Origin of the sequence: Streptococcus sp. 263_SSPC (assembly GCF_001071995.1) — a bacterium.
Classification (GTDB): Bacteria; Bacillota; Bacilli; order Lactobacillales; family Aerococcaceae; genus Granulicatella.
Genome location: NZ_JVNU01000027.1, coordinates 79658 through 104135, shown reverse-complemented (window position 1 = coordinate 104135; position 24478 = coordinate 79658). Strand labels below are relative to the sequence as shown.

19 protein-coding genes, 1 tRNA gene and 1 pseudogene are annotated in these 24478 nt (G+C 38.7%); 17 read left to right on the top strand and 4 right to left on the bottom strand.

Annotation, left to right across the window (positions count from 1 at the left end; all coding sequences use genetic code 11):
- The first annotated feature begins 47 nt into the window (after positions 1-47).
- The 9 genes from ADH02_RS03760 to ADH02_RS03720 all read left to right on the top strand — a co-directional run bounded on the left by ADH02_RS03760 (position 48) and on the right by ADH02_RS03720 (position 10341).
- Positions 48-1772, top strand: a complete 1725-nt coding sequence (locus tag ADH02_RS03760) for a glycoside hydrolase family 3 protein (protein ID WP_048782699.1) — start codon at positions 48-50, stop codon at positions 1770-1772.
- Between the two features lie 15 nt (positions 1773-1787).
- Positions 1788-3590 carry a beta-glucuronidase gene (gene uidA, locus ADH02_RS03755; RefSeq protein ID WP_048782698.1) on the top strand — a complete coding sequence of 601 codons (1803 nt, stop codon included), beginning with the start codon at positions 1788-1790 and terminating at the stop codon, positions 3588-3590.
- A 91-nt stretch (positions 3591-3681) separates the two neighbouring features.
- Positions 3682-4362, top strand: coding sequence for a FadR/GntR family transcriptional regulator (locus tag ADH02_RS03750; RefSeq protein WP_048782697.1), 681 nt, complete (start codon positions 3682-3684; stop codon positions 4360-4362).
- A gap of 118 nt (positions 4363-4480) precedes the next feature.
- A complete protein-coding gene (locus tag ADH02_RS03745; RefSeq protein ID WP_048782696.1) occupies positions 4481-5110 on the top strand; it encodes a bifunctional 4-hydroxy-2-oxoglutarate aldolase/2-dehydro-3-deoxy-phosphogluconate aldolase in 630 nt (209 codons plus the stop codon).
- A 2-nt stretch (positions 5111-5112) separates the two neighbouring features.
- The gene (uxaC, locus tag ADH02_RS03740; RefSeq protein WP_048782695.1) at positions 5113-6516 is read left to right on the top strand and encodes a glucuronate isomerase; all 1404 of its coding nucleotides are present in this window, start codon (positions 5113-5115) and stop codon (positions 6514-6516) included.
- A gap of 13 nt (positions 6517-6529) precedes the next feature.
- Positions 6530-7582 (top strand): mannonate dehydratase, encoded by a 1053-nt coding sequence (gene uxuA / locus ADH02_RS03735; RefSeq protein WP_048782693.1) that lies wholly within the window; start codon positions 6530-6532, stop codon positions 7580-7582.
- A 10-nt stretch (positions 7583-7592) separates the two neighbouring features.
- The gene (locus ADH02_RS03730; protein WP_048782692.1) at positions 7593-8432 is read left to right on the top strand and encodes an SDR family oxidoreductase; all 840 of its coding nucleotides are present in this window, start codon (positions 7593-7595) and stop codon (positions 8430-8432) included.
- A gap of 78 nt (positions 8433-8510) precedes the next feature.
- Complete coding sequence (locus ADH02_RS03725) at positions 8511-9515, top strand: sugar kinase (RefSeq protein ID WP_048782691.1); 1005 nt, start codon at positions 8511-8513, stop codon at positions 9513-9515.
- A 118-nt stretch (positions 9516-9633) separates the two neighbouring features.
- The gene (locus ADH02_RS03720; protein WP_048782690.1) at positions 9634-10341 is read left to right on the top strand and encodes an alpha/beta hydrolase; all 708 of its coding nucleotides are present in this window, start codon (positions 9634-9636) and stop codon (positions 10339-10341) included.
- 43 nt (positions 10342-10384) lie between these two features.
- Here ADH02_RS03720 and ADH02_RS03715 read toward each other — a convergent pair.
- The 3 genes from ADH02_RS03715 to ADH02_RS03705 all read right to left on the bottom strand — a co-directional run bounded on the left by ADH02_RS03715 (position 10385) and on the right by ADH02_RS03705 (position 12112).
- Positions 10385-10458, bottom strand: a tRNA-Arg gene (locus ADH02_RS03715).
- A gap of 443 nt (positions 10459-10901) precedes the next feature.
- Positions 10902-11345 (bottom strand): threonine/serine exporter family protein, encoded by a 444-nt coding sequence (locus ADH02_RS03710; RefSeq protein WP_048782689.1) that lies wholly within the window; start codon positions 11343-11345, stop codon positions 10902-10904.
- Positions 11342-12112, bottom strand: coding sequence for a threonine/serine ThrE exporter family protein (locus ADH02_RS03705; protein WP_048712138.1), 771 nt, complete (start codon positions 12110-12112; stop codon positions 11342-11344). Before ADH02_RS03705 ends, ADH02_RS03710 begins: the two co-directional genes overlap by 4 nt.
- A 209-nt stretch (positions 12113-12321) precedes the next feature.
- Between ADH02_RS03705 and pta the strand changes: the two genes are divergently transcribed.
- The 5 genes from pta (at position 12322) to queA (ending at position 17203) form a co-directional block, all read left to right on the top strand.
- Positions 12322-13311, top strand: a complete 990-nt coding sequence (gene pta / locus ADH02_RS03700) for a phosphate acetyltransferase (protein WP_048782688.1) — start codon at positions 12322-12324, stop codon at positions 13309-13311.
- A gap of 550 nt (positions 13312-13861) precedes the next feature.
- The gene (locus tag ADH02_RS03695; RefSeq protein ID WP_048782687.1) at positions 13862-14401 is read left to right on the top strand and encodes an NADPH-dependent FMN reductase; all 540 of its coding nucleotides are present in this window, start codon (positions 13862-13864) and stop codon (positions 14399-14401) included.
- Positions 14402-14543: 142 nt separating this feature from the next.
- The gene (ruvA, locus tag ADH02_RS03690; protein ID WP_048782686.1) at positions 14544-15131 is read left to right on the top strand and encodes a Holliday junction branch migration protein RuvA; all 588 of its coding nucleotides are present in this window, start codon (positions 14544-14546) and stop codon (positions 15129-15131) included.
- A gap of 12 nt (positions 15132-15143) precedes the next feature.
- Positions 15144-16151: a Holliday junction branch migration DNA helicase RuvB gene (ruvB, locus tag ADH02_RS03685; protein WP_048782685.1), complete on the top strand. Its 1008-nt coding sequence runs from the start codon at positions 15144-15146 to the stop codon at positions 16149-16151.
- A 14-nt stretch (positions 16152-16165) separates the two neighbouring features.
- Positions 16166-17203: a tRNA preQ1(34) S-adenosylmethionine ribosyltransferase-isomerase QueA gene (queA, locus tag ADH02_RS03680; RefSeq protein WP_048782684.1), complete on the top strand. Its 1038-nt coding sequence runs from the start codon at positions 16166-16168 to the stop codon at positions 17201-17203.
- A gap of 1028 nt (positions 17204-18231) precedes the next feature.
- Here the strand turns inward: queA and ADH02_RS03670 are convergent.
- The gene (locus ADH02_RS03670) at positions 18232-18414 is read right to left on the bottom strand and encodes a YjzD family protein (RefSeq protein WP_048710128.1); all 183 of its coding nucleotides are present in this window, start codon (positions 18412-18414) and stop codon (positions 18232-18234) included.
- A 139-nt stretch (positions 18415-18553) separates the two neighbouring features.
- Here ADH02_RS03670 and ADH02_RS03665 point away from each other — a divergent pair, with 139 nt between their 5' ends.
- From ADH02_RS03665 to pyk, 3 genes and pseudogenes are all read left to right on the top strand, one after another.
- Positions 18554-21907 (top strand): DNA polymerase III subunit alpha, encoded by a 3354-nt coding sequence (locus tag ADH02_RS03665; RefSeq protein ID WP_048782682.1) that lies wholly within the window; start codon positions 18554-18556, stop codon positions 21905-21907.
- Between the two features lie 98 nt (positions 21908-22005).
- Positions 22006-22971 (top strand): 6-phosphofructokinase, encoded by a 966-nt coding sequence (gene pfkA, locus ADH02_RS03660; protein ID WP_048782681.1) that lies wholly within the window; start codon positions 22006-22008, stop codon positions 22969-22971.
- A gap of 24 nt (positions 22972-22995) precedes the next feature.
- A pseudogene (gene pyk, locus ADH02_RS03655) lies at positions 22996-24411 on the top strand (pyruvate kinase); the annotation flags it as partial.
- Positions 24412-24478: the final 67 nt, after the last annotated feature.

Below are 24478 nucleotides of genomic sequence, written 5' to 3'. Positions count from 1 at the left end.
TCCGTAAGCTAAAGAGTTTACGGAGCTTCATTATAGGAGGAAGTAAAATGGCAAGATTAGTAGATTTATCAAAAAAACCTTACAACTTGAACCCGAATCAAATTGAATGGGTTGAGTCAACAATTAAAGGCATGACAGATGAAGAAAAAGTGGGACAATTATTTACAAACTTATTTTTCTTTGGAGGAGATGCTTTTAGTGGAAACAACTTAAGCAACAAAGAAATTCTTGAAAAATATCATATCGGTGGCGTCCGATATATGAACGGTAGTCCAGAAGATGTTCAGGGATTGATTAATAATCTTCAATCTCAAACAAAAATTCCATTATTAGTGGCTGCAAACTGCGATTCAGGTGGTGACGGTGCCGTTAAGGGCGGTACTTATATTTCTTCTGGTGCGCAATCCGAAGCAAGTCGTGACACATGGGTTCCTTATCATGCAGGACTTGTATCTGCTCGTGAAGAAACGGCTCTTGGTGTAAATGTTAACTTTGACCCATGTGTAGATATTTTACAAAACTGGAGAAATACAATCGTTAATACTCGTGCGTACGGTACAACTGCTGAAGATGTAATTAAATATACAAACGCATATGTAGAAGGATTAAAAGCGGAACGAGAAGTCGTTTGCTGTGTGAAGCACTTCCCTGGAGATGGAACTGAAGAACGTGACCAACACTTAATATTAGGTGTGAATGAACTTTCAGTAGAAGAGTGGGAAAATTCTTTTGGCAAAGTATATCGCAACCATATCGAAAATGGTGTTGAAATGATTATGGCTGGACATATTGCATTGCCTGAATATCAAAAAGCGCTTCGTCCAGGCCTTGAAGATAAAGATGTAATGCCAGCAACACTTGCTGAAGAATTAATTCAAGACTTGCTAAAAGAAAAATTAGACTTCAACGGAATGGTGATTACAGATGCCAGTCACATGTTAGGGATGACAAGTGCGATGCGTCGTGAGGATTATGTTCCAGGAGCTATTGCTGCAGGCTGTGACATGTTCTTGTTCTTCAACAATATGGAAGAAGACTTTAACTTCATGTTAAAAGGATATCACGATGGAGTCATTACTGAAGAACGTATGACGGATGCATTACGACGTATTTTAGGATTGAAAGCAAAATTAAATCTCCCTGAAAAACAAGCAAATGGTACATTGTTGAAAGATAAGAAAGAGTTAGAAGTCATTGGTTGCGCTGAACACCTAGAATGGCAAAAAGAAGCAGCTGACCGTGGAATTACTCTTGTTAAAGACACACAACAGAACTTACCAATTAATCCTGTAGATCATAAACGTGTACGCTTGTATTACTTAGATGGTGAAAAAGGTGGAATCATGGCTAATGATGATTCAGTTTTAAACCGTTTCGTAGATGAATTAACAAGTCGTGGATATAAAGTAACCGTTAATGATGGAAATAGTCGTATCAAAGGTCGTACACTAGAGTATAGAGATACAGTTGATTTAGCATTAGTAGTTGCAAATGTGATTGGGTATGGTGCACAAAATAATTACCGCATCCAATGGAAGACAGCAATGTCGAATGAGGTTCCTTGGTATGTACATGAAGCACCAACTGTATTTGTGTCTACAAACTTTACAACTCATTTACATGATGCAACAATGGTTAAAACATTTATTAATGCTTACCACGGTAATGAGAATACAGTTAAAGTTGTAATTGACAAACTTGAAGGGAAATCTGAATTCAAAGGAACTCCTAATGAGTTAGTGTGGACAGAAAAATGGCAAGCTAGATTATAGAAAGAGGGATGATACATGTTATATCCAGTTTTAAATGCAAAGAGAAAACGTTATTCGTTAGATGGAATTTGGAACTTTAAGCAAGGTGAATACGTTCCAGGGGTGGATGCGCGCCTTTCTGCTGAAGACTTAATGGTGGTACCAAGTTCATTTAATGATGTAGCAGTGGAATCTGAAAAAAGATATTTTATTGGAGATAACTGGTATGAGCGTACTTTTAGAGTACCTTCTTTCGAATCAGATGAAGAATTAGTGCTTCGTTTTGGTTCTGTAACACATCAAGCAAGAGTATATGTGAACGGTCAATTATTAGGAGAACATATCGGTGGTTTTACGCCATTTGAAGTTCGTATTCCTGAGGAATTGACAATTGAAAAAGAACTATTGATTAGTGTTTGTGCTAATAACATTTTAGATCATACTACTTTACCAGTCGGTAACTACTCTGAAGAATTATTGCCGGATGGTTCTGTGAAAAAGAAAGTTTCAGAAAACTTCGACTTCTTTAACTATGCAGGGATTCAACGTCCGGTTCAATTATTAGTCCTTCCTAAAGCGCGTATCGAAGATATTGTAGTAACTTACGATATTCATGGAAATGATGCGACTGTAAAGGTAGCGGTAGAGAATACTGCTAATGGAGGAAATGCAACAGTAACAATTTTAGACGAAAATGGTGAAGTTGTGGCAAAAGGTGAGGCAGGAGCTGAACTAGAAATTGCTAATGTTCGTCGCTGGGAAGTATTAGATGCGTATCTCTATACAGCAAAAGTTGAATTGTTTGCTGGAGAAGAATTAGTAGATGAATACGAAGAACTATTTGGAGTTCGTACCATTCGTGTTGAAAAAGGTCAATTCCTAGTAAATGACAAACCGGTATATTTCAAAGGGTTTGGAAAACATGAAGATAGTTATGTTAATGGTCGTGGTTTTAACGAAGCTGTAAACTTGATGGACTTGAATTTAATGAAAAACATGGGGGCAAATTCATACCGAACAGCCCACTATCCATATTCAGAAGAGATGATGCGTTTATCAGACCGTATGGGATTCTTAGTCATTGATGAAGTTCCAGCTGTTGGTTTATTTGCAAACTTTACGGCTGCTTTAAGCATGAATAGAGGGGAATCTAAACCGATTAAGACATGGGAATATTATGAAACCATGGAAAACCATAAACGTGCACTTAAGGAACTTGTTGCTCGTGATAAGAACCATGCGTGCGTAGTCTTATGGAGTGTAGCGAACGAGCCAGATGGTGCTGGAGAAGGTGCCGATAAATACTTCGAACCTTTAGTCAAATATGTGAAAGAGTTAGATCCGCAAAACCGTCCAACAACGGTAGTGAATATTATGATGGCAACTCCAGAACGTGATTTAATTTCACCATTGATTGATGTGCTTTGCTTAAATCGTTATTACGGTTGGTATGTCAACCATGGGGATATTGAAGGAGCACGCGAGGGTCTTCGTAAAGAGTTGCTTAAATGGCAAGAAAAATATCCAGATAAACCAATCATTATGACGGAGTACGGTGCAGATACATTACCTGGATATCATTCAAATTGGGATGTTCCGTATACTGAAGAGTATCAAGAACGATTCCATCAGATGAGTCATGAAGTATTTGATGAACTCCAAAACTTTGTAGGTGAACATGTTTGGAACTTTGCTGACTTTGAAACAAATAGTTATGCGTTAATTCGTATCCAAGGAAACCACAAAGGATTATTCACAAGGAATAGAAATCCAAAATCAATCGTTAAATTGTTTAGAAACCGTTGGAACGCTATTCCAAACTATCATTACAAAAAATAGTGAGTACTTTTCGAATGCTATTCTAATGGTTTGAGCTATAGTGTGAGAACTGTTAGAATAGGTTCGAAAAAGTGTCGAATGGGGAATAGAGATGAAAGAGAAAACAGTTTCTTTAGTGGAACAAACCGCAAATCGAATTATTGAATATTTTGAAAAGAATGATTTAAATGTTGGGGATAAGTTGCCAAATGAATATACATTGGCTCAAGACTTAGAAGTGGGACGCAGTACGTTACGTGAAGCAGTGAAAATGCTAGTTTCAAAAAATATATTGGAAGTTCGCCAGGGGTCAGGTACTTATATCACTAGTCTAACAGAGACAATCAAAGATCCTTTAGGTTTTGGTGAGATTGATAATCATATGAAACTAACTCAAGACTTGTTTGAGGTTCGTTTCTTAATCGAGCCACAAATGGCAAGCCTTGCAGCACAGCATATTACGGATGAAGAGGTAGCTGTTTTAGAAAGACTTGAAAAGGCATTGGAAAAAGAAATTCATTCAGAAGGAGATATCCATTTTAGATTGGATATTCAATTTCATAGTGCCATTGCGGAAGCTAGTAGAAATGTAGCGATGCAACAACTGATTCCAATTATTATTCAATCGATTAAATTATATAATGATTTCTTTACAAGTGAGCAGAGCAAAGCGAACACAATTCGTGCTCATAGAGAGATTGTAAAAGCGATAAAGAAACGCGATGCAGTCGGAGCTAGAGATGCAATGTTATTACACTTAGCGGATAATCGTCGTACCTTATCTTATAACTAAGTCATCTGACGAAAGTGATGCTTAAAAACAGAATATTGTCATTGACACTAAAAGTCATCTGATGTATCATAGAGATAACAGATGACTTTTATTTTTTTACTAGAAGGAGAAAAAGCTTATGTCAAGTGTATTAGATCAATTAAAACAAAACTATATTTTTGCAGTTATACGCGGGAAATCATCAGATGATGCAATTGAAATTTCAAAGCACTCAGTATTGGGTGGTATTAAAAATATTGAAGTAACTTATACAACACCTGATGCTTCAAAAGCTATTTCAGAATTAAAAGCATTCTATGCGAATGAAACAGAAGTAGTGATTGGTGCTGGAACGATTATGACAGTAGAATTAGCTAAAGAGGCGATTGCTGCAGGAGCAGAGTTTTTAGTAAGCCCTCATTATGATGCGCATATTCAAAAAGTCGCTCATGAAGCTCATATCGATTACTTCCCAGGATGTGCAACAACAACTGAAATCGTACAAGCGATGAATGGTGGAGCAAAAATTATTAAATTATTCCCTGGTGGAGTTTTAGGACCTTCATTTATTAAAGATATTCATGGTCCAATCCCAAGTGTGAATTTAATGCCTTCGGGTGGAGTTTCTCTTACAAATATTAAAGAGTGGAAAGAAAAAGGTGCGGTTGCTGTCGGTGTCGGAAGTGCGCTTGGAGCAAAAGTGGCAACTGAAGGCTATGAAAGTGTAACACGCATTGCTAAAGAATTCGTCTCTGCGTTGGAGGACTAATCATGACATTTAATCGAAAAAATTTTTTACTACAAAGTAAAGTGGCGGAAGATTTGTACCGATTGGTTGAAAAACTTCCAATTGAAGATTTCCACTGTCACTTATCACCTCAAGAAATTTTTGAGGATAACCCATTTGAAAATGCTGTACAAGTATGGCTGGGTGGTGATCATTATAAATGGCGTTTAATGCGTGCAAATGGCGTGAATGAACGTTTGATTACAGGAGATGCAACTCCTGAAGAAAAATTTGAAGCATGGGCCAAAACGTTGGCTAAAGCTTTTGGAAATCCTTTATATCACTGGAGCCATTTGGAACTAAAACAAGTTTTTGGCATTGATGAGTATGTCACTCCTGATAATTGGAAAATGATTTATGATCGTATGAATCAAACAATTGCAGAGGAAGAGTTGAGTCCAAGAAAATTGATTAAACGTGCAAATGTAGAATTTATTGGAACAACTGACCATCCTCTTGATTCGTTAGAATGGCATAAAAAGATTGCAGAAGATGCATCTTTTGACACAATTGTTGCACCAACATTCCGCCCTGACGAAGCCTTTGTGTCACATCCAAAATTTGCTAGCTTTGTGACTAGACTACAAGAAGTAACTAACGTAGAAGTTCGTTCGTTTGATAGCTTTGTGGAAGCTTTAGAACAACGTATCGAATTCTTTGTAGCAAACGGATGTAAAGCAAGTGATATTAGCTTTGGAGAAATCTTGTACAAGAGAGCTTCAAAAGAAGAATTAGATGCAATTTTTGCTAAAGTGATTCGTGGGGAAGTGCCTACTCTTGAAGAAATTCAACAATGGCAAACAGAAGTGTTTATTGCCTTATGTGGGTTATACAAGAAACACAATCTAGTGACACAAGTTCACTTTGGTGCAGTCCGAGATACAAACCGTAAGTACTTTGAAAAAATTGGTGTAGATGCAGGTTTTGACTCAACAGGAGATCAAACGCATCTAGCACTGGCTTTAAACCAATTATTAAATGCATTAGAAGAATCGAATCGTCTTCCAAAATGTATTTTCTATAACTTAAATCCTTCGTACAACGATATTTTGGCCAATACACTAGCCAACTTCCAAGCAAACGAAGAAGGGATTAAAGGTCGTTTACAATTTGGTGCAGCTTGGTGGTTCTCTGATACTGAAAAAGGAATGAGAGAACAAATGCTAGTCTTAGCGAACCAAAGTTTATTATGGAATTTTGTAGGCATGCTGACTGATTCAAGAAGCTTCTTATCGTATCAAAGACATGATTACTTCCGTCGTATTTTAGTGTCACTTGTGACTGAATGGATTGAAAGTGGTCGAATCCCTTATGACGAAAAATTAATTACAGAGTTCTTAGAAGCAATTTGTTATAAAAACGCTAAAGAATTTTTTGAATTGAACTAAAGGAGGAATAAAAATGGAAATGACATTCCGTTGGTATGGACATGATGATCAGGTAACTCTAGAGAATATTAGACAAATCCCTGGTATGAAAGGTATTGTAACAGCAATTTATGATGTGCCAGTTGGGGAAGTATGGAGTCGTGAACGTATTCGTCAATTAAAACAAGACGTTGAAGCTTCAGGATTAAAATTGTCTGTCATTGAAAGTGTTCCAGTTCATGAAGATATTAAACTTGGAAAACCAACAAGAGATCATTTGATTGATAACTATATTCAAACTATCAAAAACTTAGGAGCTGAAGGTGTTAACATTGTATGTTATAACTTCATGCCAGTATTTGACTGGACACGAACTGATTTAGCATATGATCTTCCAGATGGGTCTAATGCATTAATCTTCGATGAAGAAGTGGCTAAGAAAATGGACCCTGTAAAAGGGGAATTATCTCTGCCAGGTTGGGATTCAAGTTATACAAAAGATGAAATGAAAGCTATCATGGATGAGTATTCTAAAGTAGACGAAGAAAAACTTTGGGAACATTTAGAGTACTTCATTAAACGTGTTATTCCAGCAGCAGAAGAAGCTGGTGTGAAAATGGCAATCCATCCTGATGACCCACCTTATAGCATCTTTGGATTACCTCGTATCATTACTTGCAAAGAAAACCTTGTAAGATTTGTGGAATTATATGATAGCCCAAATAATGGGGTAACCGTTTGTGTAGGATCATATGCTTCTGATCCAAACAATGATGCTGTTGAAATGTTAAAAGAAATGTTGAAACGTAATCGTGTAAACTTTATGCATGCTCGTAACATTCGCTTAACAGGAAAAGGTAAATCATTTGAAGAATCAGCACACCCAACAGAATACGGTTCAATTGATATGTATGAAGTGGTTAAAGCTCTTCATGATGCAAATTGGGAAGGACCAATCCGTCCAGATCATGGCCGTATGATTTGGGGAGAAACAGGTCGCCCAGGATATGGATTATTTGACCGTGCTCTAGGAGCTACTTACCTTCATGGATTAGCTGAAGCAGTAGCAAAAAATGCAAAACAATAGGAGAAAACCCATGACACAATTTTTTGATTTTACAAATAAAGTCGTAGTAATTACAGGTGCCGGCGGAGTGATTTGCGGAGAACTCGCAAAGAACTTTGGTAAACAAGGTGCAAAGGTAGCTTTACTAGATTTAAATGAAGAAGCTGCACAAAAATTTGCAGATGAAATTATTGCTGAGGGCGGTATCGCAAAAGCATATAAAGCAAACGTACTTGAAAAAGAATCATTAGAAGCTGTTCGCGAAGCCGTGAATAATGATCTTGGTACAGTAGATGTTTTAGTAAACGGTGCTGGAGGAAATAACCCTCGTGCGACAACAGATAATGAATTTCATGAAGTAGGATTAAGTGCGGAGACAAAAACATTCTTTGACTTAGATAAAGCGGGAATTGAATTTGTATTCAACTTAAACTATTTAGGTACATTATTACCAACACAAGTCTTTGCACAAGATATGGTTGGAAAAGAAGGAGCGAACATCATCAATATTTCTAGTATGAATGCTTTCACTCCTTTAACAAAAATTCCAGCATACTCGGGGGCGAAAGCAGCCATTAGTAACTTTACTCAATGGTTAGCGGTTCACTTCTCTAAAGTGGGAATTCGTTGTAATGCAATTGCACCAGGATTCTTAGTGACAGCTCAAAATGAGCGATTACTATTTGATGAACATGGTAATCCAACTCCACGTGCGGATAAAATTTTACGTAATACACCAATGGGACGCTTTGGTGAATCAAATGAATTAGTAGGGGGAGTATTCTTCTTAGCTGATTCAACTCTTTCAAGCTTTGTAAATGGCGTTGTTTTACCAATTGATGGTGGTTTTGCAGCCTATTCTGGAGTATAATTTAAGAATATAAGAAGAATCGGAGTGAAAGCTTCGATTCTTTATCTATCATTGAAAAATTGGAGAAGAGATACAGAGATGAAAGTTATAACTCTTGGTGAAATTTTGTTAAGATTATCGACCGCAGATGATGTACGATTAAAGAGTGCAAAAGAGTTTAGAGTCTGCTATGGTGGAGCTGAAGCAAATGTAGGGATTTCCTTAGCGCACTTTGGCCATGATGTTTCTGTTGCAACGGTTCTACCACAAGATAATCCTTTAAACGATGCTGTAAGTTCAAGATTACGGATGAATGGAATCAATACGAATTTAGTAGCGACAGAATATGGAAGATTAGGAACATACTTTTTAGAACAGGGGAATGCAGGGCGTGCTACTCGTGTTACATATGATCGATTATATTCTAGTATTTCAGTGCTAGAAACCCTCTGCTGGGATTTGGATGAAATCTTTAAAGGTGTCGATTTATTGCATATCTCGGGGATTTTACCAGCACTTTCGAAAAAATGGCAAGAATGGACTGTTGAAGTCGTTCGTAAAGCAAAAGAATACGGATGTCGTGTCAGTTTTGATATGAACTATCGTAGTAAGTTATGGAGTTATGAGGAAGCTTATTCTTGTTTCCAACAAATCTTGTCATATGTGGATATTCTTTCTGCTGGTAGATTAGATGCGATTCATTTCTTGAAAGTAGTATCAGAAGACGAAGATATTTCACTAGAAGAGATTTACAAGCGAGTTCAAGCAAAATATCCAAATATTAAAGTGTTGTATTCAACAAAACGCAATGTATTTTCAACGAACCATAATGAATTACAAGGATTCTTTGTAGGTGAAGATGGAGTATTTGTAGAATCAAAACTCTATGATATTAATCCAATTATCGACCGAGTTGGTGGAGGCGATGCTTTCGCAGCTGGGATTTTAAACGGCGTTCTAAAAGGTTGGGACAGCCAACAAATAGTCGACTTTGGAACTGCAAGTTCTGTCTTAAAACATACCGTCTTTGGTGACTGGAACCCATTCAATGAAGAAGAAGTCTTTGAATTTATGAATCAAAAATCAGGACAGATTGTCCGTTAAATTTATTTAACAAATATTAGACGTCAGTGTTTATCTCTGTCGTCTTTTAATTTGGGCTTATCAAGCGCTAGGAAAACTGTTAAAATAGTGGAGAATAAGCAGTAGAAAGGAAAGCACCATGGTTAAAAATTATGTATGGCTCTTACAAGAAATTTGTGGAGTAAAATTATATATTTATCGTTCCAACGTCCAAAACGCTACGACCATTTATTTTTTAGATGGGGATCAATTTGAAGAAGCCTTCAATCATTGGATTACCAATCATCAAGCAGCGCTCAATTTTGTACTCATAGCTTCTAATAATAGAACAGCCGATTATACACCTTGGCCTCTCCAGGCGTCTGAAACCATGCCGATAGATTTCGGGGGAAAAGCGGAAGAACATCTTTCTTTTATCACGACGCATGTGATTCCATTTTGTGAGAGTGAATATGGTTTTGCTTCAAGCACAGAAAAGAGAGTTATGGGTGGTTATTCGCTAGGTGGATTATTCAGCCTGTATGCAGCGGTGAACACTGATTTTTTCGGAACTGTCCTTAGTTGTTCTTCTTCGCTTTGGTATCCGGGTTTTCTGGACTATTTAAAAGAACATCCCTTTAAAGCTGCTCATCCAAAATTGTACATGAGTGTGGGGGATCAAGAAGGAACGACTGCGAAGAATTTAACAGCAGACCAAACTCTAAATACGCTAGCATTAAAAGACTGGATTGAGTCGAAATTTCAAGCAGGTGATTTCCAGTTTACGTTGGAAGAGGGAAATCATGGAAATAATATCTCTAGACGTGTCGAACGTGCTGTTGAATGGGTAGAAGAGAATTGTAAATAATCAACAAAAAATCCACTGGTTGAACCAGTGGATTTTTTTCTAGCGGTGCCAAAGGGTCTCGAACCCCCGACCTAGCGTTTAGGAAACGCTTGCTCTATCCAACTGAGCTATGACACCCTGATACATTTATTGAACCACAGAACCCGCTATCTGTCCATACGAAGTTACATAATCTTAAATTAAATGAGCAGTAGCAATCTTCATCATAGCAGCAGATTTAAATAATAAAAATACAATATTTTTTGGTCTACTCAGAAGGTTTAGAGAAAACCGATTCTATGAAAGAAGATGGAGTCCCTTAGGATTCTATGGTAGGAGTAAGAGCGAGAGGTAACTGATGCGAATATGAGACTCTAGGAATTTATTCCGTAGAGACTCATTGAGGCTCAGTAGGTGAGAAACTTCGGCTCGAACCGGTACAGCTCTTATCCCTACCATGAAGATATCCCAAAGGGACGGAATCTAAAGTTTTTAATAGCAATGAATTTAATCTCAAAACCTTCGATTTAAGTATAAAAAAACCACCAAAGAAAATCTTTGGCAGTTTCGAGTTCATTTATTTAGTTTGCTGATTGACGGCGTGAAGATTGCCAATGCGAATACAGACGGAAAATCGAATCGACCGTAAAGATAGCGAGTGCAATCATCCCGGCGGTAATCATTGTTTGACCGAAGAAGAATTTTCCTTTTTCAACATCTCCTACAAAGAAGGCATATACGGTACGATACATGCCTGCACCAGGAACGAGTGGGAAAAATCCAGGGATAAAGAATACCGTTACGGGAGCTTTAAAATAGCGTGCTGCTAAGTGCGATAAAAATGCAATTGTAAGGCCGCTATAGTAAGTAGCTAGTTGTAATCCAGAGCTGTCCAAGAAGAAGAGATATAGAAACCAACCAATGCCTCCAATAATCGAAATATGAATGAGGAGTCGTTTTGGTGCTTCAAAAACAATACAACTGAAGTAGACAGCGATGAGAGCACTAATCACTTGATAAATCATAAGGGGTTTGCACCTCCTGCTAAGACGAGTCCCAAAGCAACAGCAATTGCGACGGAAAGAGCCGTCACAAACGCTTCAATTGCCCGAGCTGCTCCTGAGTTGTAGTCTCCGCGTAATGTATCGCGAATGGCATTTGTAATGGCGGTTCCAGGAACGGCCGGCATGATTAATCCTACAATGGAGATACCGATTCGAGCGTCCGGAACGAAATGTTTCTGAATCAAAATAATAATGACAATCGCTGGAATAATCGAGATGAGGTTCAACACGAATGTTCCTAATTTAAATTTCGGATCTAACTTATAAACAAATGGCATGATAATCGCTGCTACTGATGCAATGACGAGTTCAATTGGCGTTGCTCCAAATAGAGCAGCGTAGAACCCACACATCAGAATAAGGCCTAAGTCTTTTAACCACTGTGGATATTCGGATTCTTTTAAATCTTGTAATCGTTGATAAGCTGTATCGAGGTCAATTTCTTTTGTCACTAATTGACGAGAGATTGCGTTGACTTTATAAATACGGTTTAAGTTTGTGTCTCGATTTGGAACACGGCGGATTTCTGTAATAGAATCGATGCAGTCATCATCGAGCGTTGCAAAGATTCCAGTCGCCATTGCGAAGGCTTCGCAAGTTTCAAAGTTAGATGTGGAGAGAATATAGTTCATCGTTTCTTCCACGCGATACGATTCCGCATTGCATTCGAGCATGATTTGACCAGCAAGAATAGCGGTATCCATTAATTTTTTTGCATATGATCGCACAAAGCCTTCCTCCTTACTAAAATACTCTCTAAGTATAGCATACTAGCGGTGTTTTGCTAAGTAGAAATTTTTATGAAATGAAACTGTACTATTTTCATATTGCTTACAAATTAGTACAGCTGTTTTTTTGATGATTGTTTTAACATTGTACTGTTTTTTTAAAAGTATTTAGTGTATTATTAAGATAACAAATTTTTGGAGGGATATCCGTGGAATTATTTGAAGAATTATCACTTAAAGTGAAAGGGAAAGACGTTAAAATCGTATTTCCAGAAGGAGATGAACCAAGAATTATTGGTGCAGCTGTTCGTTTATTAGCAGATGGACTTTGCAAACCAATCTTACTTGGGAATGTAGACCAAATTAACGAAGTAGCAAATGCTCGTGGATTTAACATTTCTCATTTAGAAATTATCGATCCTGAAACTTATGCAGACGATAAATATGCAGAAATGGTAGCAAGCTTTGTAGCACGTCGTAACGGTAAAGTATCTGAAGAAGATGCTCAAAAATTATTACGTGACGTAACTTACTTCGGAACAATGATGGTATACATGGGCTTAGCAGACGGTTTAGTATCTGGTGCGGTTCACTCAACAGGGGACACTGTACGTCCAGCATTACAAATCATCAAAACAAAACCAGGTGTCTCTCGTACAAGTGGTGCGTTCATCATGATCAACAGCGACAAATCTAAGAAATACTTATTCTCAGACTGCGCAATCAACATCAACCCTAACGCACAAGAATTAGCTGAAATCGCAGTTGAATCTGCTAAAACAGCTGAATTATTCGGTATCGAACCAAACGTTGCAATGTTAAGTTTCTCCACAAAAGGTTCTGCTAAATCTGAAGAAGCATTAAAAGTAGCTGAAGCAACTAAAATAGCTCAAGAATTAGCTCCAAACTACAACATCGATGGAGAATTACAATTCGATGCTGCCTTCGTACCAAGCGTTGGTAAACAAAAAGCTCCAGACTCACCAGTAGCTGGACAAGCAACAGTATTCGTATTCCCAGAAATCCAATCAGGAAACATCGGATACAAAATTGCACAACGTTTCGGTAACTTCGAAGCAATCGGGCCAATCCTACAAGGATTAAACAAACCAATCTCTGACTTATCACGTGGATGTAACGAAGAAGACGTCTACAAATTAGCGATTATTACAGCTAACCAAGCATTGATGGAAAACTAGGGAGAAAGACAGAAGACAAAAAATGACTCGCAGTGCGAGTCATTTTTGCTTCGTCGTCTTTCCCCCTCAAGGCTTATTAGATGTTCTTGAATCACGAGTGATGAAAAGAACATCAATAAGCTACTGAGCGATGCGAGACTTCGCGATTTCTGCGATGGCGAACTCAACTACAAAAAAACGACTCCTAGTGAGTCGTTTTTCAATTTATATAGGCTGATTAGGTGCGAGAGGGACGAGTCCGGATATTCTGGGAAGCAAAACTTCTCAGTGCGAAGTTTTGGGCCTGCGATGGCAAAGTCAACCAAACTTTTGGAATTCTATTTTACTCAAAATTTTTATCATTATAACGTATACATTATAATGATTTATTTATTTTTGCTTTTAGAACATTGTAATATCAACGATTGTAGGACTTTTTTATTAAAGTAGAATAAAATTTTTTTGTGAGCAGATAAATTGCTTTAACGTTTAAGTGATGATAATCTAATGACAGTTCCAAGAGAGAAGACGTCACTTTCTTGGCTGAAAAAGATGAAAAGAGGATATGAATATGAAAAACATTTTATTTGTTGTAGGTAGCTTACGTAAAGGTAGCTTCAACCACCAAATGGCTGAAAAAGCGGAACGTATTTTAGAAGGAAAAGCAACAGTCACTTACTTAGATTACTCAAACCTTCCATTAATGAACCAAGACTTAGAAACTCCAGTATTACCTGAAGTACAAGCAGCAAGAGACGCATTCGGTAAAGCAGATGCTGTATGGATCTTCTCGCCAGCGTATAACTTCGCAATTCCTGGAACAGTGAAGAACTTATTAGACTGGATGAGCCGTGCGTTAGATTTATCAGATACACATGGACCATCTATTTTACAAGATAAAGTTGTAACTGTATCAGCAATGGCAAATGCAGGACATGAACCGTTATTTGCGGCTTATAACGCATTATTATCATTCATCCGTATGCAAGTAGTTGGTGATTTCACATCTGCTACAATTAATCCTGAAGCTTGGGGAACAGGCGTTGTTACATTAAGCGAAGAAGTAGTAGCAGGACTTGAAAAACAAGCAGAAGCATTATTAAATGCATAATGAAAACTAAAAACTTAACTTTGAAAAGCAGTCTCTTTCGAAAAGGGGCTGCTTTTTTGAACAATATACGAACAGACATTTGCCCTAGACCTTCTTGTTATGCTAAAATTGTTCTGATATAGACAAAAAAGGAGCATCATTCATGTATGAATATTTAAATGGAGAGTTAGCGCATATCTTACCAACAGCCATTGTTGTCGATGTGCATGGCGTAGGGTATCAAGTGGTCTTTGCCAACCCATACCGCCTACAAGATTCTCTAAAAAAACAAATTAAAGTATTAGTGCAACAAGTGGTTCGTGAAGATTCCATTACATTATATGGATTTATCTCAAGCGAAGAACGCGAATTATTCCAACGTTTAATTAGCGTTTCTGGTATTGGACCAAAGAGTGCGATGAGTATTTTAGCCAATGACGATACAGAAGGATTCGTGAATGCTGTAGAAAGTGGCAATGTCACTTATTTAACAAAATTCCCAGGTGTTGGTAAGAAAACAGCACAACAAATTATTTTGGACTTGAAAGGGAAGTTTGAAGCTGTCCCAGAAGAAACGACGAAAGCTGTTGTTTCAACAAACCAAGCAACACTGGAAGAAGCGAAAGAAGCCTTACTGGGCCTTGGTTATTCTGCAAAAGAAATTACGAAGATTTGGAAGTCGCTGGAAGCAGCTGCTCCAAGTACGACGCAAAAGGCATTAAAAGTAGCCTTTAAACTATTGATGAAATAATGGAGGATTATCGTGGAGGAAGAACGTTTTATTGACGGAAACCCGTTGGACGAAGGGGAAGTACAAGCCGAATTATCACTGCGCCCACAGACGTTGCAACAATATATCGGTCAACAAAAAGTAAAAGAAGAGCTTGCCGTCTATATTCAAGCGGCTCGCAGTCGTTCCGAAGCCTTGGATCACGTGTTACTATACGGACCTCCAGGACTTGGGAAGACGACACTTGCGATGGTGATTGCTAACGAATTAGAAGTCGGCATTAAGACGACAAGTGGACCAGCGATTGAACGTCCAGGAGACTTAGTGGCGCTTTTAAATGACTTACAAGCAGGGGATGTCTTATTTATCGACGAGATTCACCGTTTACCACGAGTTGTGGAAGAGATGCTGTATTCAGCGATGGAAGATTTCTTCGTGGATATCGTGGTCGGACAAGGACCAACTGCGCATCCGGTGCATTTCCCATTGCCGCCGTTTACGTTAATTGGTGCGACGACTCGTGCAGGGGCTCTTTCTGCACCGCTTCGTGACCGTTTCGGGATTGTGGAACATATGGAGTATTACGATGAGTCATCTCTAGCTGAGATTGTTAAACGAAGTGCGAATGTTTTTGATAGTGAAATTAAAGAGGAAGCCGCTCTTGAGATTGCGCTTCGTTCTCGTGGGACACCGCGTATTGCCAACCGTCTCTTGAAGCGTGTACGTGACTTTTCTCAAGTATACGAAGAAGGCATGATTTCAAAAGAAATTACGCAGCAAGCTCTAAAAGTCTTGCGAGTAGACGCTAAAGGGTTAGACCATATCGACCGTAAACTATTGACGGCAATGATTGATTTATATGATGGCGGTCCAGTTGGACTTGGAGCCATTGCGGCGAATATTTCAGAAGACGCCGAAACTATCGAAGATATGTATGAACCATATTTATTACAAATTGGATTTTTAAAACGTACATCACGCGGTCGTGTGGTGACGCCTGAAGGATATGCTCACTTAGGACGCTTATATCCCATGTCGTAAGGAAGGAAATAGAAATGAACTATACAACGAAAGATTTTGACTTCGATTTACCCGAAGAATTAATCGCTCAAACACCATTGAAAGACCGTACGTCTTCACGTTTATTAGTGGTGGATAAAACAACACATAGCATTGAAGATAAACATTTTTCTGATTTACTAGATGAATTAGAAGAAGGAGATACACTTGTTGTGAATAACACGCGTGTACTCCCAGCACGTCTTTATGGAACGAAAGAAGAAACAGGAGCTCATATTGAAGTCTTACTATTAACGAATACAGAAGGCGACAAGTGGGAAACACTTGTGAAACCTGCCAAACGTATAAAAGTTGGTAGTGTGGTTTCTTTTGGAGATGGTCGACTTAAAGCAACAGTTGTCGAAGAATTAGAACAAGGTGGACGTATCATCGAGTTTTCATACGAAGGAGTATTCCTAGAAGTTTTGGAATCTCTTGGTGAAATGCCATTGCCACCATATATCAAAGAACGTTTAGAAGATAAAGAACGTTACCAAACCGTTTATGCGAAAGAAAATGGATCTGCAGCAGCACCTACAGCTGGATTGCACTTTACGGAAGAATTAATGCAAAAAATCCGTGAGAAGGGCGTGAATATTGTTCCAGTTACATTACATGTTGGTCTTGGAACCTTTAGACCTGTTTCTGTGGATTCGCTAGAAGACCACAAGATGCATTCAGAGTATTATAATGTGTCAAAAGAAACTGCAGACATGATTGAAGCGACTAAAAAAGCTGGCAAACGTGTTATTGCCGTTGGTACGACTTCGATTCGTACGTTAGAAACAGTTGCCAGAGACAATGATGGGCATGTGGTGCCTGCGAGTGGTTGGACGGATATTTTTATCTCACCAGGGTATGAGTTCCGTGTGGTGGACGCGTTTGTAACGAACTTCCACTTGCCAAAATCAACGCTTGTTATGCTTGTCAGCGCGTATCTTGGACGTGAATTCACACTAGAAGCGTATCAGCACGCCATCGAAGAACGTTACCGCTTCTTTAGTTTTGGCGATGCAATGTTTGTGCATAAATAAAGGGAAAAGACCTTCGGTCTAACTACGAACCATAGGGATATCTTCATGGTAGAGATAATAGCTGTATCGGATTGAGCCTTGAGTCTCAATCCTACCGAGCTTCAAAGATTCTCTAGAAAATAAATTTTCAAGAGAATCTAATTCACATCGGTTACTAATCGCTATTACTTCTACCATAGAATCCCTATGGTTCTTCGTTTGCCCACGGTCTTTTGTGCAATTTATACATAAACATTTCTAAAGAGGGAACGTTCTTAGTGAGTGCTTTCTAGTGTGAATTTACAGGCGATGGAATTGGACTGTGCTGAGATTTGACCTCGGTCTTTTGTGCGATCTATACAGTAACCTTTCTAAATGAGTAATAACTGAAAATAATCGAAGCTAATTGAAAGAAAATTAGCTTCGATTAATTTTTTATAAAATATAAACCGAGAGAGAAAATTAGTGTTTGCCAAGCTACAGTTAATAGATATGTTGAGAATATACCAGTTAGGTTAAAAGAAACAAAGTAATGTTGTTGAAAGTATAGTATCAATTGTGTGAGCGTAGAAATAAACATGAACGAGAGTAGAATTTTTACGGTGGAAATTTGTTTATTAATGGAAATTAGTGGGAATAGTGGTAGTAAGTATATTCCACTCAAAATGAAATAAAGAATTATGAAGTTCGATTCTGAAATTAAACTATTATAATTATCAGGTTTAGGGGGATCCATTACTAAAGCTATAAACGATAATATTATCCAAAAAAAATGATATGCAACACAATAACTAACAAATTCTTTTATAGAGTTTAATTTTTTCATAGATATGTTCTCCTATCATATTTTTCAAAATAACTATACCGCTATCATCACTGAATAACCACTGTATTTAAGAAAAATTAATGATTCTCTTGAATATTCAGTTAATGTACGGGACTATGTGCTGACCAAAGAAAATAAGAGAGATAGAATTGCAACGTGCGAAAGTTGGTCTAACTTCGAAGCGCTAAAAATAAATAAAAAAACAGAAGTTAAGGTTCAACTCTTAACTTCTGTTTTCTTTTGATTTCATAAATACGTGTTGGATGATAAAGATAGCTGCGGTTACGAGCACTCCTACGATTACGGCGCTTTGTACGTTGTAAGGTGTTTGAGAAAGTGCACTTCCTAAATAATAAGTAACTTGGCTAAGTATCAATCCCCATATGATGGTAACAATATATTTCACGGACAACCCTTCTTTCATTTCCCATTATAGTACAAGCAAGATTCTTTTGACAATAGATGGGCCAAAAATCTTTCCAAATGGGAGCGTGAAAGGGGAAGATATGCTATAATAAGACGACTAATACGAGAGGAGGAGCCCTATGCCATTTACAACTTTACAAGTATTCAGTAGCTATTCATTACTCAAGAGTACGATTCGTTTAAATGAGTATGTAGAAACTGGAAAATTATTAGGTTATAAGCAACTTGCCTTAACGGATGATGGTGTATTGCATGGCGCAGTGGAATTTTACGAGCGCTGTATTCAAAATGGAATTCAACCGATTCTAGGATGTACATTCGAGGTTGCCTGGAAGAGTGATGCTTCTAGAAAAGAAATGCTTATCGTCTATGCAAAAGGCGCTAAGGGATACGAATCCCTCCTGAAACTTTCAACCCTTTATCAACAAGGGCTTACTTGGACACAGGAGATGACAGAGTGGATTGTCACTCATAGCGAAGACGTGAAAATCGTTCTTCCTCCAATGGACAGTGAGTGGGTTGCGGCGCATTCAAAGGGCAGACTTGAAGCAGTTCTTGGTGCGATGAAGGAAGAATTTCTTGGCGTTGAAATCGCCGTAGGGATTACTCGTGAAATGGTTGAACGCGGTGAGTTTGACACGATGCGTGAAGGGATTGAAGCTGCTGGTGTCATTCCAGTTGCCTTTAGTGTCTCTCGTTATTTAAATACAACTGACTATTTCCCATGGAAAGTATTACAAGCGATTCGACTAGGAGAAACTCTCTCGTTTACACAAGAAGATGCAACAGGGAGCGAATCCTTACCTGAAGCGACTTCGATGACGAAGCTGTTCCAAGCGGCAATAGGTGGAATCCTTCTTACGAACTTAGAACAATTTACAAAGGACTTAGTGGTGGAAATTCCTCTAAGAGATACGATGCTTCCTAAATTTCCAGTGCCAGGTGATAAGACGAGTGCACAGTTCCTTTATGAATTATGTGAAGCCGCGATGCTTGAGATGGGAGTAACGACACCTGTTTATGTAAATCGCCTTAAAGAAGAGTTAGCTGTGATTCATGAAATGGGATTTGATGATTACTTCCTTATCGTTTGGGATATTATGCGACACGCACGAGAAAAAGGCATTCAAACGGGTGCTGGTCGTGGATCTGCGGCAGGATCTCTTGTTGCGTACCTCTTGCATATTACAGGCGTTGATCCGATTCGCTATAACTTGCTATTTGAGCGTTTCTTAAACCGTGAACGTTATACGATGCCCGATATCGATTTGGACTTCCCAGATGATAAGCGTGAAGATATTTTAGCGTATATTGTTTCGAAATACGGGAACCAAAACGTAGCTCAGATTGTGACTTTTGGTACGCTTGGGGCGAAGCAAGTGATTCGTGATGTATGTAAAGTCTTTGGCGAAAACATCATTACGGTTCAGAAGTTTTCAAACAATATCGCTCAAGGGAAAGTGACGCTAGAGCAGACTTATAAAGAAAATAAGGCGTTTAGAGAACATGTGGAAAGTAGCGAACGCAATCGCAAGCTCTATCAAGTGGCGCAAGCTCTTGAAGGTCTTCCACGTCATTCATCTGTTCATGCGGCCGGAGTCGTGTTATCTCAAGACGCGTTGACGAAGACCGTTCCTTTAATGAAACGAGACAAAGGGTATTCGGCGTCACTGCAGGAAGCCGATTGGATGCTTACGCAATATGCCATGCAGGCTGTTGAAAAAGTGGGTCTTCTTAAGATGGACTTACTTGGGTTAAGTAACCTGACATTGCTTCATAAGGCGATTCAACAAACGCAAAAGATTACGAAAAAAGAATTAGATATTACGAAGATTCCTTTAGACGATGCGCGTACATTTGAGCTTTTCCAGAAGGCGCAAACAAATGGGATTTTCCAATTCGAGTCAGACGGGATTCGTCGCGTCTTGAAGGATATGCAACCAACAGCGTTCGAAGATTTAGTAGCAGTTCTTGCACTTTATCGTCCAGGTCCAATGGAGCAAATTCCTCACTTTATTAATCGTAAAAAGGGGACGGAAATTGTTCAGTATCCTCACACGTCGCTGCAAAAGATTCTTGAACCGACATACGGTATCTTGGTTTACCAAGAACAAGTTATGCAGGCGGCTAGTGAAATGGCTGGCTTTACTCTAGGAGAAGCCGATATTTTACGCCGTGCCATCGGGAAGAAGAATAGTGATGCGATTGCTGCACAAAAAGAAAAATTTGTGCACGGGGCACTTTCAAAAGGGTATAAACAAGAAGATGCCGAGACGGTATATGACTATATCGAAAAGTTTGCCAACTATGGATTTAACAAATCACACGCGGTCGCTTATGCGATGTTGTCTTATCAATTAGCTTACTTAAAAGCAAATTATCCAACAGCATTCTTTACGGCTTTATTCCAGAACGCGAGCGCGAAATCAGCGAAGTTGCAAGATTATCTTGTAGAGGCGCGCCAATTAGGAATTAAGATTTTGCCACCAAGTATCAATCGTAGTTTTGCAGACTTTGTGGCAGACGATAGTGGTGTTATTGTCGGACTCAATAACATTAAGGGGATTCGCCGAGACTTTGTAGAAAGTATCGTGAAGAATCGTTATGAATATGGACCGTTCAAAGGTTTCCAAGACTTTGCTTACCGAATGGGCGCTCAATATACGAAAGAACCGCTATTACTCGCGTTAATTAATGCAGGAGCTTTTGATGAATTTGGTGAAACAAGGGCAACGCTGAAGGCAAATGTGGATGCTGTAGCTAAGAGTGTGAAGTTCCACGGCTTGAATTTATCGCTAGAAGATGACTTAGAAGTGGCGTTCACTCATGTGGAAGAAGAACCACTCCTGCAACGAATTGAAGAAGAAATCGAGGTGCTTGGATTTTCAGTTTCTCCTCATCCTTCCTCAAAATATGATCCTCTTGTCAAGAGTGGATGGATTACTCCGATTCAAACCGTTTTTGAAGAAGTGTATATGCGATTTGTAGGGATGATTGTGGACATTCGTAAAATCTCGACTCGTAAAGGAGAGCAGATGGCGTATGTCACACTTCAAGATGCGTCTGGAATGATGGATGTTGTCGTCTTTCCGTCTACGCTTGCCGAAGTCTATCAACACCTTCAACAAAATACGATGGTTTTGGCGGAAGGCCGTGTGAAGAGAGGGCAAAAGGGACAGTGGCAATTGCAGTTGAATCGTATGTATCCGATGAGTTTTGCAGATAAATTGCTAGAAGACTCAGCAAAAAGATTGCAAATAGCAATTCGTCCAGAGAAACACACACCTGAAGTGTATGCCGAAATTAAGCAACTCGTCACGAAATTTAAAGGAGTGACACCTGTTGAATTATTCCTTGTGAATAGTAAAACGCTTGTAAAGAATTCTTTTGCAAACGGTGTAAACCTTGAATCTAAGCTAATCCCTAGTCTTATCGACATTTTAGATAAAGAATGTATAAAAATTGTAAAATGAAAAAGTTTATGAAAATGAAAGACATTTGTCTAAAAAAGTGATAAAATAACTACAAATGGGCTTGTTCCAGTAAAAATAAATCTAAGAGGTGAATCTTTGTGAAACGCATTGCTGTTTTAACAAGTGGAGGAGATGCTCCAGGGATGAATGCCGCTGTACGTGCAATTGTACGTAAGGGTATTTATGAAGGTTTTGAAGTCTACGGAATTAACTATGGTTTTGCCGGTTTAGTAGCTGGTGATATTCGTAAATTAAATCCGTCAGACGTGAGTGATTTAATTGGTCGTGGGGGTACATTCTTGTATTCTGCACGTTATCCAGAATTCGCAAACCGCGAAGGACAAGAAAAAGGAATCGAACAATTAAAGAAATTCGGTATTGAAGGTCTTGTTGTTATCGGTGGTGACGGAAGCTATCAAGGTGCTGTTGCCTTAACAAAACTTGGTTTCCCAACAGTTGGGGTTCCAGGAACAATTGATAATGATATTCCAGGTACGGAATATACAATTGGTTTTGATACTGCAATCAATACTGTATTAGAAGCGCTAGACCGTCTTCGTGATACTGCTACATCACACGTTCGTACGTTTATCGTAGAAGTTATGGGTCGTCGTGCTGGAGACATTGCACTTTGGACAGGGGTTGCCAGTGGTGCAGAACAAATTTTGATTCCAGAACAAGATTTCGATTTAGAAACTGTCGCTAAAGAAATCAAACAAGGACGCTTGAATGGTAAGAAACATACATTAATCGTTCTTGCAGAAGGCGTAATGTCTGGTGAGGAACTTGCTAAGAAACTACGTGAATACGATAGTGATTTCCACACTCGTGTTACAGTACTCGGACACGTACAACGTGGTGGATCTCCAAGTGCTCGTGACCGTGTTCTTGCAAGCCGTATGGGTGCTAAAGCAATCGATTTATTAAAAGAAGATATCGGTGGCGTGTGCGTCGGTGTTAAAGCTGAAAAAATTATCTATAGCGATATCGTTGAAACATTAGCAAACGGCAAACATTTACCTAACTTAGAGTTGTATCAACTAAATAAAGAAATTTCATTCTAAAAAACAAAAGGAGTCAAGGACAAAATGAAAAGAACTAAAATCGTATGTACAATTGGACCTGCCAGTGAAGCACCAGAAAAATTAGCAGCTTTAGCAGAAGCAGGAATGAACGTTGCACGTTTAAACTTCTCTCATGGTGACCATGCAGAACATTTAGAACGTATCAACGCAATCAAAAAAATCCGTAAAGAAACAGGCCGCGTTATCGCGATTCTTTTAGATACTAAAGGACCAGAAATCCGTACTCATGATATGGAAAATGGTGCGATTGAATTCCACACTGGTGACGTTGTTCGTATTTCAATGACTGAAGTGCTAGGAACAAAAGAAAAATTCTCTATCACTTACCCAGAATTAATCAACGATGTTAAACCTGGATCAATTATCTTAGTAGATGATGGTTTAGTAGGGTTAGCAGTTACTGAAGTGGACCACGCTAATGGCGAAATCGTCTGCGTAGTAAACAACAGTGGTGTTGTTAAAAACAAAAAAGGAATTAACGTTCCTGGCGTTAAAACAAAATTACCTGGTATTACTGAAAAAGACCGTGCAGATATTATCTTCGGTATTGAAAATGATATCGACTTTATCGCTGCAAGTTTCGTTCGTCGTGCTTCAGACGTTCAAGAAATTCGCGATTTATTAAAAGAACATAACGCAACTCACATCCAAATCATTCCAAAAATCGAAAACCAAGAAGGTATCGACAACATTGACGAAATCTTAGCGTTATCTGATGGTTTAATGGTTGCTCGTGGAGACATGGGTGTTGAAATCGCTGCGGAAGAAGTTCCAATCGTTCAAAAAATGTTAATCAAGAAATGTAATACATTAGGTAAACCAGTTATCACTGCTACTCAAATGTTAGATTCAATGCAACGTAACCCACGTCCAACACGTGCGGAAGTTGGTGACGTAGCGAACGCTATCTTCGATGGTACAGATGCAGTTATGTTATCTGGTGAATCTGCAGCAGGGGACTACCCAGTTGAAGCTGTTCGTACAATGGCTAACATCTGTGTTCGTACAGAACAAGAAATCCGTGTACGTGACAAATTCAAATTAAAAGCATTCGATGAAACTGATGTGGCAGAAGCAATCGGCCGTTCTGTAGCTCATACAGCTAAAAATTTAAAAGTGAAAACAATCGTTGCTGCAACTGAATCAGGACATACTCCAAAAATGATTTCTAAATTCCGTCCTGACGCAACAATCTTAGGTGTGACTTCTTCTGAACGTCAACAACGTGCAATGGCATTAATCTGGGGTGTTAAACCAGTAATCGTTGAACGCGCACAATCTACAGATGAAATGTTCGAAATCTGTATGCAAGCCGTTCGCGAAAACCACAATGCTCAAGAAGGCGATTTAGTGATCATCACTGCTGGTGTACCTTTAGGAATTAAAGGAACAACAAACATGATGAAAGTTGCTCGCGTATAATTCATTTAAATTATAATAAAAAGCTTGAACATACCGTAAAAAGTTGTTCAAGCTTTTTTGTGTT

Coding starts and splice junctions, on each gene's coding strand:
- ADH02_RS03760 (WP_048782699.1), top strand. CDS start 48: ATGGCAAGATTAGTAGATTTATCAAAAAAACCTTACAACTTGAACCCG.
- ADH02_RS03730 (WP_048782692.1), top strand. CDS start 7,593: ATGACACAATTTTTTGATTTTACAAATAAAGTCGTAGTAATTACAGGT.
- ruvA (WP_048782686.1), top strand. CDS start 14,544: ATGTATGAATATTTAAATGGAGAGTTAGCGCATATCTTACCAACAGCC.
- uxaC (WP_048782695.1), top strand. CDS start 5,113: ATGACATTTAATCGAAAAAATTTTTTACTACAAAGTAAAGTGGCGGAA.
- ADH02_RS03665 (WP_048782682.1), top strand. CDS start 18,554: ATGCCATTTACAACTTTACAAGTATTCAGTAGCTATTCATTACTCAAG.
- ADH02_RS03745 (WP_048782696.1), top strand. CDS start 4,481: ATGTCAAGTGTATTAGATCAATTAAAACAAAACTATATTTTTGCAGTT.
- ADH02_RS03725 (WP_048782691.1), top strand. CDS start 8,511: ATGAAAGTTATAACTCTTGGTGAAATTTTGTTAAGATTATCGACCGCA.
- queA (WP_048782684.1), top strand. CDS start 16,166: ATGAACTATACAACGAAAGATTTTGACTTCGATTTACCCGAAGAATTA.
- ADH02_RS03750 (WP_048782697.1), top strand. CDS start 3,682: ATGAAAGAGAAAACAGTTTCTTTAGTGGAACAAACCGCAAATCGAATT.
- ADH02_RS03720 (WP_048782690.1), top strand. CDS start 9,634: ATGGTTAAAAATTATGTATGGCTCTTACAAGAAATTTGTGGAGTAAAA.
- uxuA (WP_048782693.1), top strand. CDS start 6,530: ATGGAAATGACATTCCGTTGGTATGGACATGATGATCAGGTAACTCTA.
- uidA (WP_048782698.1), top strand. CDS start 1,788: ATGTTATATCCAGTTTTAAATGCAAAGAGAAAACGTTATTCGTTAGAT.
- ADH02_RS03710 (WP_048782689.1), bottom strand. CDS start 11,345: ATGATTTATCAAGTGATTAGTGCTCTCATCGCTGTCTACTTCAGTTGT.
- ADH02_RS03695 (WP_048782687.1), top strand. CDS start 13,862: ATGAAAAACATTTTATTTGTTGTAGGTAGCTTACGTAAAGGTAGCTTC.